Genomic DNA, 12,936 nt, shown 5'->3' on the forward strand with positions numbered 1-12,936 from the left:
TCCCGCGCCGCTCACGCCTGCTCGATCGCGGCCAGGTGCTCGGGGCGCACCGCGTCGACGTGCGGTGCCGCCTCCTCGTGGTGCTCGACCCAGCGCGTCACGTACGGGCACACGGGCACGATCCGCCGCCCCTCGCGCACCGTCTGCTCGAGGGCCGTGCGGGTGAGCGTCGAGGCGAGCCCCCGGCCCTCGTACTCGTCGAAGACGACGGTGTGGAAGAAGATGCGCTGCGGGGCGTCGGCGCCGTCGACGTCGCGGTACTTCGAGAAGCCGGCGTGGTGCTCGCCGACGAAGACGTCGAACCGCCTTTTCTCGGGGTTGTCGCGGATGAAGGCGCGATCGGGTGTCCCGTCGGCCTCCGCCTCGGGTGCGACGGTGTCGTGCGCGGTCGTGTCCGGCGCGGCCTCGTCCGGTGCGCCGTGGTGCGCGCCATCGGGCTCCGGCGCACCGGGCGTCGCGGGGGTCGGGCTCTCGCTCATCGGGGATCTCCTTCGTGGGGGTCTGCGGACCTGCGGGGCCGGCGGCGGGCTGTGATGCGTGCGTTGGGGAGCGTGGGCGCCGGCAGGGGAGCGGGCGTGCGCTCGGGGAACGGTCCGAAGCGGTGGATGTCCGACGGGCTCGCCGCCGGTCCCGCCGCCTCGGGCGCCGCGTCGTCGTCGTCCCCACCGATCTCGCGCTGCCACTGCGCACGGAATGCGGCGATCTCCTCGTGGCTGCGGCCCACGAAGTTCCACCACATGACGATCTCCTCGGCGAAGGGCGGCCCGCCGAGGAGGATCAGACGCGTCGGCTCCGGACCGGCGTCGATGCTCAGCGCGTCGGCGCCGACCTCGACGTGCGCGAGGTGGTCGGCAGGGAGGTCGACGACGGCATCGCCGCCTGCGCCCGCGCCGCCTCCCGCACCCGCGTCGGCGCCCACGCGCGCCGCGCCCGTGTCCACGAGCAGGCCGTGCTCGAAGGTCGGATCCAGGGCGAGCTCGAGGTGAGCGCCTGCCGGGAGCAGGATCTCGACGGCCAGGGCCGGAGTGCGGGTGACGATGGGGGAGGCGGGGCCTTCGGCGAGCTGCCCGAGATAGGTGCGCACCGCCGCGCCCCCGACGTCGACGAGCGGGGCCACGTGGTGCTGGGAGGCGGGTGGGCCGCTCCGCTCGGCATCGGGCAGCGCGTACCAGAGCTGCACGCCGTGCAGCACGGTGGTGCTCGCGGTCGAGAACTCCGAGTGGGAGACGCCGCGGCCCGCGATCATCAGGTTCACCTCGCCCGGGCGCACCGTGTTCGCGAATCCCGTGGAGTCGATGTGGTCGATCTGCCCCTCGAACAGCAGCGTCACCGTCGCGAGGCCCGTGTGCGGGTGACGCGGGACGGCCATGCCACCGGTCGCGGCGACGTCGTCAGGGCCGAAGTGGTCGACGAAGCACCAGGGGCCGATGAGCGAGCGGGCGCGCTGCGGCAGGGTGCGGCGCACGGTCATCGCGCGCGGCCCGCCCAGCGGCACGTCGCGCGGGGTGAGCACGCTCGGGCGCGGGGCGCCTCCGGGGTCACCCCGCACGGACCGGGCGGTCCGATCCGTGCCCGGGGCGGCCGAGCACAGCAGCTCGCGCGGATGCTTCTCCGTCGTCGACATCGTCGCCTCCCTCTGCGCGCCGGCGCAGGTCCAGCCTATGCGCGGGCATCCGTGCCCGGCAGTCGGACGGGCTGCGGGTCGTGTTGCCGGTCGTCGGGCCCGACGGTAGATTCGAGGACCAGCCGAGTGAGCCACGGCACCCTCCGCGACGACCCCTCCGAGGAGCGAGATGACTGCCCCACCCGCCGGCCACCTGCGCGCCGGCATCATCGGCACCGGCGGGATCTCCCGCGCGCACGCCCCCGGCTGGATCGATGCCGGCGCCGAACTGCACGCTTTCAGCCTCGAGGGCGCCGAGGACTTCGCCGAGCAGTTCGGCGCGATCCTCCACGACGACCTCGACGAGCTGCTCGCCGCGGTCGACGTCGTCGACGTCTGCACCCCCACCCCCAGTCACCCCGGGATCGTCCACCAGGCGCTCGATGCCGGGCGCGACGTGGTCTGCGAGAAGCCGCTCGCGCTGCGCGCGGAGGACGCCCGCGACCTGGTCGAGCACGCCGAGCGCGCCGGGCGCCTCCTGTTCCCCGCGCACGTGGTCCGCTTCTTCCCGCAGTACGCGGCGGCGAAGCAAGCGATCGAGCGCGGTGCGATCGGCACACCGGCCGTGCTGCGCTTCGAGCGCACCGGCGCGATGCCGAGGCAGCCCTGGTTCGCCGACGAGTCCCGCTCGGGCGGCATCGTCATGGACCAGATGATCCACGATCTCGACCAGGCCATCTGGATGGCCGGCCCCGTGACCAGCGTGTTCGCCCAGCAGAACCGGCGCGGCGAGGACGGCTCCCTGCGCACCGCCCACGTTGTCCTCACCCACGAGGGCGGCGCGATCAGCCACTGCCGCGGGCTCTGGGGCGCACCCGGGACCGTCTTCCGCTACACGTTCTCCCTCGCGGGGGACGGCGGCCGCCTCGAGTACGACTCGGCGAGCGGCGACGGCGTCTCCTGGGACGAGGTCGCCACCGCCCGCCGCAGCTCCGGCGGCGACTACCTGCCCGACGTCTCCGGCATGGCCAGCCCCTACGCGCTCGAGATCTGCGACGCCGTCGCGACCCTCGAGACCGGCTCCGCCCCGCGCGTGAGCGGGGCCGACGGCGTCACGGCGGTCGAGGTCGCGCTCGCCGCCCTCGAATCCATCGCGACCGGACGGAGGATCGCATGCTGACCGCGGACGACCAGGTGGCCGACCGGCCCGAGCACGCGGCGGACCGCCCCCTGCGCATCGCCCTGCTCAGCTGCGCCCACACCCACGCCGCGGGCTACGTGTCCCTGCTGGATGCCCGCGAGGACGTCGACCTCGTCGTCTCCGACCCCGACGGCTTCGGCGACGTGCACGTCTCCGAGCGCTCGCGGATCGTCGGCAGCCACGAGGAGGCGCTCGACGCCTGGTCCGACGGACTGGATGGGTCGGGCGGGTCCGACGGGCGCGGCGACACGCACGGGCCGGACGCCGTCGTCGTCACCAGCGCGAACGCCCACCACCGCGATCTCGTCCTCGAGGCCGCGCGACGCGGCGCGCACGTGCTGTGCGAGAAGCCGCTGGCGACCACCGTCGCCGACGCCGAGCAGATGGTCGAGGCCTGCCGCGAGGCGGGAGTGCTGCTCATGACCGCCTTCCCCGTGCACTTCGCCCCGCAGATCGCATCCCTGCGCGAGGCGGTCACGCGCGGCAGCATCGGCGAGGTCGTCGGCGTGACCGGCACCAACAACGGCAAACTGCCCACGGGCCGCGACTGGTTCACCGACGTCGAGCTGTCCGGCGGCGGCGCGCTCGTGGACCACACCGTGCACATCGCCCAGATCCTCGACTCCGTGTTCGGGGAGCCGGAGACCGTGCACGCCGTCACCAACCGGATCCTCTTCGCCGATCGCGCCGGGGACGGCGCCGAGACCGGCGGACTCGTCACCCTCACCTACCCCGACGGGCTGGTCGCGACCATCGACTGCTCCTGGTCGCAGCCGGCCGACGCCCCCACCTGGGGAGGCGTCACCATCCAGGCCGTCGGCACCCAGGGGCAGCTCGCCGTCGACCCCTTCTCGCAGCACGTGGGCGGATTCGACCAGTGGCTGCCGTACGGCGCGAACCTCGACGAGCTCATGCTCGATGCGTTCCTCGACGCCGTGCGCCAGGGGAACGGCAGCGACGTCGAACCGAGCGGCGAGGCCGGCCTGCGGACCGTGAAGATCGTCGCCGCAGCGCAGGAATCGGTGCGCACCGGTCAGCCGGTCGCGCTCGCCGACCGCTGACCGACCGCTGACCGGTCTCTGTCCGACCTCTGTCCGACCTCCGATCCCGCGCCCGATCGGTTCGCCCGTCGCGTTCTCTCCCGGAGGTTCTCTCCCCGAAGGTCCTGTCGCGGACGGGCCGATGCTGAGGAGCCGTGGCGATATCGCCACGGCTCCTCACCACGGGCCCGTCCGCGACATCGGCGTCGGGCGTGCCGGTGCTGATCGCAGCTCGGGCCCGCCCAGGGCATGCCCCGCGACCGATCAGCGCGCCGTCCACGCCTCCCACAGTCGCGCGTACAGCCCGTCGCCGACGGCCAGCTCCTCGTGGCGGCCGATCTCGGCGATCCGTCCCTGCTCCATGACCACCACCCGGTCCGCCGCCACGGCCTGCGACAGGCGGTGGGCGACGACGAGCCCGCCGCGGCCTGCGAGCACGGCTTCGGCGGCCGACTCGAGCGACCGGGCTCCGGAGGAGCCGGCCTCCGCGGTCGCCTCGTCGAGCACCACGAAGTCGGGGGCCGCGAGCACGATGCGGGCGAGCGCGAGTATCTGCTCCTGCATCGCCGTCAGGCGGTGCGCACCCTCGCCGACCAGGGTCGCCAGCCCCTCCGGCAGCGCCGCCGCCCACTCGAGTGCCCCCACGTGCGCGAGGGCGCGCTCGACCTGGGTGTCGTCGGCCTCGGGACGCGGAAGGCGCACGTTCTGCGCGACCGTGCCGTGGAAGACGTGCACCTCCTGGCTGATCATCGCAACCCGTCGCCGCAGCTCACGGGCGGGGAGCGCCCGCACGTGGTCCTTCCCGAGGCGCACGCTGCCGGTGCTGGGCGGGACGATGCCCGCCGCGATCTGGGCGAGCGTGGACTTGCCCGCGCCGGTCGCGCCGACCACCGCGACCACCTCGCCGGGGGCGATAGTGAGGTCGACGTCGGCGAGCACCATGCGCTCGGGATCGTAGGCGTGGGCGATGCCCTCGAGCACGAGGGGCGCGGGGCCGTCGGCCCGCTCGCCCTCGACTGGCGGGGTCGCGACCTCGGCCTGCGTGGCCCCGTCCCCGGTCCGCCGACCCGCGACCGCGTCCTCGCCCTCGGCGCCGAGCAGGCTCTCGCGGACACCGTCGGCCGGGAGGTCGATGACGCCGACCATGCGGGCGAGTGAGGCTCCGGCGGACTGGATCTCGTCGAACATGCCCACGAGAGCGCCGATCGGGTTGAACAGGCGATGGAACAGCAGCGCCGCGGTGGCGACGCCGCCCGCGCTGAGGCCGCCCGACTCGACGAGGAAGAACCCCACGACCAGCAGGACCACGAGGGTCACGGCCTCGGCGCGGTTGTTGCGCGAGAACGCCCGGGTGAGGAAGCGGAACACGTGGATCGAGAGGTCGCGGGCGCGGGAGGAGGCGGCATCGATCCGGTCCAGCTCGGTGCGCTCGGCCTCGAAGGCGCGCAGGGTCGCGGCGCCGCCGATCCCGCCGAGCATCCGCTGCGAGCGCACCCCGAAGGCGATCCGCTCCTGCGCGTAGATCGGTCCCGACCGCGGCAGGTACCAGCGCAGCGTCAGCCAGTACATCGGCACTGCGACCAGGCCCGCGACGCCCAGGCGCCAGTCCACCGCGGTCATGCCGGCCGCGGAGACGACCACCACGAACAGCGACTGCAGGAACATCGGCAGGATCAGCGAGGCAGCATCGGTGACCACGCGGGAGTCCTCGGCGACGCGGGAGACCAGGTCACCGCGGCCGCCGCTCTCGACGACCGCCGAGTCCACGGACAGCGCGGCGTCCATGACGTCCTCGCGCAGCGAGGCGACCGCCGGCTCGGCGAGCGCGGAGGTCCACCAGCGCCCGAGCCATGTGGCAAGGCCCCCGACGATCCCGGCGCCGAGCACCCAGATCGCGCCGGTGACGACCGGCCGCATCGTCGGGTCTGCGGTGAGCTCGTCGACCAGGTCGCCGACGATCCAGGGGCCCACCAGCCCGCAGACCGCGGAGACGACGCCGGCGGCCACGATCGCGAGCAGCAGCAGCGGTCGCCGCGTGAGCATCGGTCGGATCTCGGCGAGGATGCGGCGCGGCGGAGCGGTGGGCAGGAGCGGCGTGGCGGCCGCCGGGGCGGTGCTGGTCGTCATCGCTGCACGCTCCTGACCAGTGTCGGCTCTGCGTTCTCGGGGATCTCGACGACCAGGTCGGCGAGGGCGCGGAAGGCGGGGGAGGCGGTGAGCACGAGGGTTGCGCGCTCGGCGCGCAGCGCCTGGACGCCGCGGGCGATAGTCCATTCGGTCACCGAGTCGACGGCGCTCGTGGGGTCCTCGAGCACGAGCACGTCCGGGTCGGCGTGGAGGGCGCGGGCGAGGGCGATGCGCTGGCGCTGACCGCCGGACAGGTTGCTGCCGGCCTCGCGGACCTCGTGGTCCAGGCCCGTGCCGACGGCCTCGAGCACCTCGTCGGTCGCCGAGGCGGCGAGCACGGCGGGGGAGATCTCCGGTGCGATCGCCGAGGAGGCCTCGTCGATGTCGTGGGTGAGGGTGATGTTGGAGCGGATGGTGCCCTCGAACAGGTCGGCCGCGTGCGGCGAGAGCACCATGCGCGGGGCGATGGGTCGGGGCGCGCGGGTGCGGTCCGCTCCGCCCAGCAGGACATGGCCCGCGCCGTCGTGCCCGGCCAGGGCGTCGGCGAGGCGCGTCGCGACGCCGGGCTGCGCGGCGTCGATGACCACGAGGCCGGCCGGTGGGACCGCGAGGTCGAGGGTGCGCGGAGCCTCCGCATTGGCCGCATCGAGCGGGAGCCTGCGGATCTCGAGGGCCGAGCTGGTGGGTGCGGGGGCGCCGACGGCCTCGACCTCACCGGTGGAGAGGTAGTCGGCGAGGCGCTGGGCCGCGCCGTGGGAGCGCGCGAAGACGGCGACGGTCATGGTGAGCGCCTGCACGGGCTCGGAGAAGAAGGCGGCGACGCCGACGATGGAGACCAGCTGGCCGACGCTCAGATCGCCGCTGGTCACGCGCCATCCGGCGAGGAGCAGGACCCCGGCGAGGATGATCGCGACCGCGAGCGTGCCCAGGCCTGTGACGCGCCCGGAGAGGTCGGCGGTGCGCACTCCCGCGCGGGCGGCCTCGCGCGAGGTGCCGTGGTAGCGGGCCGACGCCCAGCGCTCGCCGCCGATGGCCTTGAGGATGCGCAGCCCGCCCATGGTGTCCCCGGCGGCGGCGCTGGCCTCGGCGATCGCCGCCTGCTGCACGCCGCTGCTGCGGGAGATGAGCCTCGAGGGGCCCGCGATCGCGAGCAGCGTGAGCGGCACGCCGACGATCACCACGAGTCCCACCAGCATGTCCGTCCACAGCAGGTACAGCGAGGCGCCCGCGAGCCCCACCACGGCCGATCCGCCGACGGCGAGCTGGCGGAAGATCGTGGCGGCGACGTCCGCGTCGGCCGTGGAGAGGGAGAGGACCTCGCCCGGACGCCTGCCGCTGAGCGCGCCGCGCGTGAGCAGGGCGTGGCGGGCCACCTCCACCCGCAGGGCGTGCGCCTCCCGCAGCAGCGAGAAGTGCATGCACCGGGAGCCGAAGCGGTAGGAGAAGGACAGCACCGCGAACAGCGCGAGCAGGCCGAGCATCGAGATCAGCAGCGCGAGGCGGTCCATCGGCACCACCGCACGGTCCACGATCACGCCGATCGCGATCGGCACGATCGCCTCGCACGTCTGCCACAGCGCCATCAGCAGGAAGCCGGGGATCACCGCGCCCAGGTGCCGGCGCAGGGCACGGCGGATGAGCGCCCACGCGGTGCGCGGCGGGGCGGGGCGGGATGCGGGCCGAGGTCCCGCGGTGGCATCGGTCCCGTCGGCGCCTCCGGGGCCGACGGCGGCTTCGCCGGCGGACCCGGCCGAGGGCCTCGCGCCGCGCCGCGCCTTCCGCTCGAGCGGGTCCGTCCAGGTGTCGACGGGCGGCGGAGCGGCGGCGTGCGCGGGGACGTCACGTGTGCGCGTGGCAGGCATCGTGCCTCGGGCTTCCAGGAAAAGGGCGGGTGGGGAGGGGCCCGGGGCGAGGGGCTGAGGTCAGCCTAACCCGTGGGGGTCGAGCCGTGCTCGCCGCCGTCCTGCCCCGGCCGCTCCTGCCCTGGCCGCTCCTGCCCCGCCCGATCCGGATCCACCCACTCCGGCTCCACGAGCGTCACGCGCGGGGAGGCGCCGTCCTCGCGCAGCAGGCGGACGAGCTCGCGCACCGCGAGCTCGCTGATCTCCACGCGTCGCGGATCGATCCGGGGGATCCGTGCGAGCAGAGGACTGATGGCCGCGAGGTCCTCGTCGGTGAGCGCGAGGGGCAGCAGCTCCGGGTCCGCGAGCGCGCCGCTCGCCGCGGTCGCGAAGAGCACCTCGGTGACGCCGTTGAGGCCGAACACGGCCGTGCGCCTGCCTCCGCGCGCGAGCTCGCGGGCGCGGGCGGGGACGTCCGGGAGGTCGCCCGCGTCGAGGACGACCTCGAGGCCCCTGCCCTGCGCCTGCTCCTCGATGCCGAGCAGGAAGCGGGAGACGTCGTTGCGATGGCGGCGGTGGCCGGGCTCGCCGAACAGCAGCAGGCGCTCGCAGCCCTCGTCGGCCGCGCGGTCCACGACCATCCGGCCCAGGCGCTCGAAGTCCAGGTCCACCACGCTGCCGTTGGGGAAGCCCACCGGTTTGCCGATCAGCACGAACGGCAGACCGGCCTCGATCACGGCCGCCACGCGCTCGTCGTGCCGGCCGAGCTCCATGAGGATCAGCGCCTCGCACACGCCCGTGCGCACCACGCGGTGGATGCCGCGCGCGCCCTCCTGCGCGGTGACCAGCAGGATGTCGTAGCCGAAGCGCTGCGCCTCCCGGGCGATAGCACCCACGAAGCGCATCAGCACCGCATCGTTGCCAAAGGCCTCGGGCACCATCAGCCCGATCACCCCGCTGCGGCGCGAGCGCAGGGCGCGGGCCCCGGAGTTCGGGTGGTAGCCGAGCTTCTCGATGGCCTCCTCGACCCGTCGGCGCGTGGCGGCGGAGATCGGGCGGGAGCCGGTGAGCACGTAGCTGACGGTGCTCTGGGAGACGCCCGCCAGGCGTGCGACGTCCTGGCTCGTCGGCGCGCTCCTCCTCACCGGCACACCCCCTCCGCTCATGCCTCACACGACTCCGCCACCTGCGCTCCCAGTCTTCCACGACTCCAGTGCGCTGCTGCGGCCGTCGGAGCGATCCAGCTCCCGCGCCGCCGTGAGCGCCTCGTCCATGATCTCGGCGAGATCCACGGTGCGGCCGTCCTCGGCGGAGCGGACGGCCGCCTCGACGATCGCCTGGGTCCAGACGTTCTCGTGCACCTCCGACTCGGGCGTCGTGCCCTCGCGCAGCGCCGCGCAGAACGCGGCGAGCGAGGAGTCGAGCTCCCACAGGGCGTCGGCCGCCGGGGCGCGGCCGGCGACCTCACGACCATCCTCCCGCGTGGCCGACGGAGGGTTCTCGCCGTCCCAGGCGACGGTGCCGTGCGGGCAGCTGAGCGACCACTCGCCGTTCCAGCTGGTCTCGCGCCCCGGCGAGCACCACGAGCCCTCGTAGGTGTGCACCGCGCCGGAGTCGAAGCGGATCGTGACCGATGCCGCCGCGTCACCGTCGTACCAGCTCCACGCGGGGTTCCAGGACACCGCGGTGACGGACTCGGGGGTGCCGGCGACGAGCACGCGGGCCGCGTCGAAGGCGTGGATGGCCATGTCCACGATCAGCGGCTGCGCCATCTCCTCGCGGAAGCCCCCGAAGCGCGGAGCGCGAGAGAAGCGGGTGGCGACGATGCCCGCGCCGCCCAGCTCGCCGGCGAGCCGGGCGGCCTCCCGCAGGTGCGGGTTGTGGCGGCGCGACTGGGAGATCATGAACAGCCTGCCCGTGGACTCGGCGTGCCCGGCGAGCGAGAGCGCCTGCGCGAGGGTCGCCGCGCACGGCTTCTCGCCGAGCACCGGGTACCCGGCATGCAGCGCATCCGCCGTCACGGCGTGGTGGGCGGCGGGGATCGTCACGTCGATGATCGCGCGCGCCCCGGCCGCACGGGCGACCTCGAGGGCGTCTGTGCCGGTGCGGACCGCATCGCGCTCGCCGGCCGGCACGAGGTCCGCGACGGCGCCGGCCGCCGCCCCGTCGATCACGTCCGCCACGCCCGCCAGGCGCGCATCGCGCGAGCGCAGGACGGTGGAGATCCACGCCCGGCCCATCCCGCCGGCGCCGACGACGACCACGGGCAGCCCGCCCGCGCCGCGCGCTCCGGGACCCGTCTGCGCCATCACGCGCCCTTCCCCGCCGCCTCGGCGTCGCCCACGCCCTGGCCGCCGTCGCCGGTGAGGAACCAGTCGGTGGGGTAGCGGTCCAGGAAGGGCACCTCGCGGTCCGCCGTCGCGGGCCGCGCCCAGTCCACGCCGTTGGCGATCACCCGGCGCACATGGGGGTGCTGGTAGACCGGGTAGTCCTGGTCGCCGGGGGAGAAGTAGAAGATCTTGCCCTTGCCGCGACGGAAGCAGCAGCCGGAGCGGAACACCTCGCCCCCGCTGAAGGAGGAGACGAACACGAGCTCGTCGGGCACGGGGATGTCGAAGTGCTCGCCGTACATCTCCTGCTCGTCGATGACGATCGGGTGCGGGACGCCGGCGGCGATCGGGTGCGAGGGGTTCACGGTCCACACCAGCTCGCGGTCGCGCTCGTTGCGCCAGCGCAGGGTGCAGGTCGTGCCCATCAGGCGCGTGAACGGCTTGGACCAGTGCCCGGAGTGCAGCACGACGAGGCCCATGCCGGCGAGCACGTGGCGCTGGACCCGCTCGGCGACCTCGTCGCTGACCTCGTCGTGCGCCATGTGGCCCCACCAGGTGAGCACGTCGGTCTCGGCGAGCACCTCCTCGCTGAGCCCGTGCTCGGGATCGTCCAGCAGGGCGATCCGGGTGGTCACGGACCCGCCGAGGTTCTCGGCGACGGCGTCGCGGATGGCGGCGTGCATGCCCTCGGGGTAGTTCTCGCGCACACGGGCGTCGCGCTGCTCGTGGCGGTTCTCGCCCCAGACGGTCACGCGCAGCGGGCGGGCGGTCGTCGGGGAAGCGGGGGCGGTGGTGGTCATCGGAGTCCTCTCGGGGTGGGGTCGTGGCGATGCGGGGTGCGGGGCGGCGGGCGCTGTGGAGCTGGGAGCTGCGGAGCGGGGCGCGGGGCGCGGTGGGGTCACTTCACGGCGCCTCCGGTGGCGCCCGCGGCGATGTACTTCTGGGCCGCGATCATCAGCACCACGGCGGGGACGGAGGACATCACGGCCGTGGCCATCACGGCGCTCCAGTCGGTGTCGTTGGTGCCGATGTACGTGTAGAGCCCCAGGGTGACCGGGCGGATGGTCTCGCCGGTGGTCAGCGTCAACGCCATCAGGAAGTCGCTCCACGCGAAGAGGAACGAGAAGATCCCCGCGGTGATCAGCGAGTTCCGGCTCACCGGCAGGACGATCGAGACGAAGGCGCGCAGGTGGCCGCAGCCGTCCACGCGCGCGGCCTCGACGATCGAGGTCGGGAACGTCTCGAGGTAGGCGCGCATGATGAGGATCGAGAAGGGGATCCCCTGGGTCGCATCGGCCAGGATCAGCCCGGGGACCGAGTTGATCAGGCCCAGCGGCGTGTACGCCGTGTAGAGGGCGTTCGCGATCACGATGCCCGGGATCATCTGGCTGATCAGCACCAGGAACACGAGCACCGCGGTGCCGCGGATGCGGAACTGGGCGAGCGCGTAGGCGCACGGGGCGGCGATGACCAGCGAGAGGATCGCCGCGCCCACGGCCACCACGAGCGAGGTCAGCAGGTTCTGGCCCTGGTCGGCGAACGCGCGGGCGTACCCGCCGACATCGGGATGCAGGGGCAGCAGGCCCGTGTTCAGGCTGTTGCCCTGCGGGGCGAGCGAGGCGTTCACCATCCAGTAGACGGGGAACAGCATGATCGCGACGAGCACGATGCCGATGCCGGTGTGGACCAGGCCGCGCGGGGCGCGGGCGCCTCGTCGCGCCGGGGCGGGGGAGGTGCGGGGTGCGGTGGAAGCGGTCATGGCGGTCATCCGTTCTTCGCGGCGCGCGCGTTCGCCCGCAGGTAGACGACGGAGAAGAGCAGGGCGATGAGGATCAGGACGTTGCTGAGCGCGGCGCCCTGGCCGAAGTCGAACTCGAGGAAGCTGAGCTCGTAGCTGCGGGTCGCGAGCGTCTGCGTCGCGTTCGCCGGGCCGCCGCCGGTGAGGCCGATGATCAGGTCCAGCACCTTGATCGTGTAGATGACCCCCAGCAGCAGCACCACGCTGACCACGGGCCGCAGCAGCGGCAGCGTGATGTGGCGGAAGGCCTTCCAGCCGGTCGCGCCGTCGAGCTGGCCCGCCTCGTAGAGCTCCTCCGGGATCGCCTGCAGCCCGCTGTACAGCAGCGCCACGTTGAAGGGGATCCCCAGCCAGATGTTCACCATGATCACGGCGACCAGCGCCGTGTCGGAGCTGGTCAGCCAGCCGATGGGCTCGGAGATCAGGCCGATGGACTCGAGGAAGCGGTTCAGCACCCCGCTGTCCTGCTCGAGGATCCACCGCCACACCGCCGCGGAGACGATCATCGGCAGCAGCCACGGCAGCAGCAGGAGCGATCGCAGCACGCCGGAGAGCGGGAAGTGCTTGCGGAAGTAGAGCGAGAGGCCCAGCCCGATGACGAACTGGCCGATGATCGAGCCCACGGTGAACAGGCCCGTGTTCGCGAGGGCCTTGAGGAAGATCGGGTTCGACAGCGCGGTCGCGTAGTTGTCGAGGCCGACGAACGGGGCGCTGCCGTTGAAGAACGTCGAGAAGTCGTAGGCCTGGAAGCTCATGACGACGTTCTTGACGATCGGGTACCCGTAGAACAGGAGCAGGTAGAGGACCGCCGGCGCGATGAAGGCATAGCGCACCAGGAGTCCCTCTCCGCCCCGTCGTCGACGCCGTCCGGGGCGCGCGGCCGGCGCGCCGTCGGCGGTGCCGGCGCGGGGTGCGGGGCGGCCGTCGCGGGGGCCGACGGAGGCGAGCCCGTCGGCGCTGGAAGCGGTGGATGTGCTGGTCATGGCGTGGCTCCTC

General features: G+C 73.7%; 11 protein-coding genes. 2 read left to right on the top strand and 9 right to left on the bottom strand.

Annotated features, from left to right (window positions below; all coding sequences use genetic code 11):
* Nucleotides 1-11 precede the first annotated feature (11 nt).
* Nucleotides 12-479 (bottom strand): GNAT family N-acetyltransferase, encoded by a 468-nt coding sequence (locus M4486_RS14535; protein WP_249477944.1) that lies wholly within the window; start codon nucleotides 477-479, stop codon nucleotides 12-14.
* Nucleotides 476-1,624, bottom strand: coding sequence for a pirin family protein (locus tag M4486_RS14540; protein ID WP_249477945.1), 1,149 nt, complete (start codon nucleotides 1,622-1,624; stop codon nucleotides 476-478). Before M4486_RS14540 ends, M4486_RS14535 begins: the two co-directional genes overlap by 4 nt.
* A 169-nt stretch (nucleotides 1,625-1,793) precedes the next feature.
* On the opposite strand from M4486_RS14540, the gene M4486_RS14545 reads away from it, so the two are divergent.
* Both M4486_RS14545 and M4486_RS14550 read left to right on the top strand, forming a co-directional pair.
* A complete protein-coding gene (locus M4486_RS14545) occupies nucleotides 1,794-2,783 on the top strand; it encodes a Gfo/Idh/MocA family protein (RefSeq protein WP_249477946.1) in 990 nt (329 codons plus the stop codon).
* The gene (locus M4486_RS14550; protein WP_249477947.1) at nucleotides 2,777-3,865 is read left to right on the top strand and encodes a Gfo/Idh/MocA family protein; all 1,089 of its coding nucleotides are present in this window, start codon (nucleotides 2,777-2,779) and stop codon (nucleotides 3,863-3,865) included. Before M4486_RS14545 ends, M4486_RS14550 begins: the two co-directional genes overlap by 7 nt.
* A 243-nt stretch (nucleotides 3,866-4,108) precedes the next feature.
* Here M4486_RS14550 and M4486_RS14555 read toward each other — a convergent pair whose 3' ends face one another.
* From M4486_RS14555 to M4486_RS14585, 7 genes are all read right to left on the bottom strand, one after another.
* Nucleotides 4,109-5,971 (bottom strand): ABC transporter ATP-binding protein, encoded by a 1,863-nt coding sequence (locus M4486_RS14555; RefSeq protein ID WP_249477948.1) that lies wholly within the window; start codon nucleotides 5,969-5,971, stop codon nucleotides 4,109-4,111.
* Entirely contained in the window at nucleotides 5,968-7,833 is a 1,866-nt protein-coding gene (locus tag M4486_RS14560; RefSeq protein ID WP_249477949.1) for an ABC transporter transmembrane domain-containing protein, read from the bottom strand. Before M4486_RS14560 ends, M4486_RS14555 begins: the two co-directional genes overlap by 4 nt.
* 65 nt (nucleotides 7,834-7,898) lie before the next feature.
* On the bottom strand, nucleotides 7,899-8,957 hold the full coding sequence (locus M4486_RS14565; RefSeq protein ID WP_249477950.1) for a LacI family DNA-binding transcriptional regulator: 1,059 nt from the start codon (nucleotides 8,955-8,957) through the stop codon (nucleotides 7,899-7,901).
* A gap of 24 nt (nucleotides 8,958-8,981) precedes the next feature.
* Complete coding sequence (locus M4486_RS14570; protein WP_249477951.1) at nucleotides 8,982-10,121, bottom strand: Gfo/Idh/MocA family protein; 1,140 nt, start codon at nucleotides 10,119-10,121, stop codon at nucleotides 8,982-8,984.
* Nucleotides 10,121-10,942: a ThuA domain-containing protein gene (locus M4486_RS14575; RefSeq protein ID WP_249477952.1), complete on the bottom strand. Its 822-nt coding sequence runs from the start codon at nucleotides 10,940-10,942 to the stop codon at nucleotides 10,121-10,123. The genes M4486_RS14570 and M4486_RS14575 overlap by 1 nt, the downstream gene beginning before the upstream one ends.
* A 98-nt stretch (nucleotides 10,943-11,040) precedes the next feature.
* Nucleotides 11,041-11,901, bottom strand: coding sequence for a carbohydrate ABC transporter permease (locus M4486_RS14580; RefSeq protein ID WP_249477953.1), 861 nt, complete (start codon nucleotides 11,899-11,901; stop codon nucleotides 11,041-11,043).
* Nucleotides 11,902-11,906: 5 nt separating this feature from the next.
* Nucleotides 11,907-12,923, bottom strand: coding sequence for a carbohydrate ABC transporter permease (locus M4486_RS14585; RefSeq protein WP_249477954.1), 1,017 nt, complete (start codon nucleotides 12,921-12,923; stop codon nucleotides 11,907-11,909).
* Between the last annotated feature and the right edge of the window lie 13 nt (nucleotides 12,924-12,936).

The organism is Brachybacterium kimchii, assembly GCF_023373525.1.
Taxonomy (GTDB): Bacteria; Actinomycetota; Actinomycetes; order Actinomycetales; family Dermabacteraceae; genus Brachybacterium; species Brachybacterium kimchii.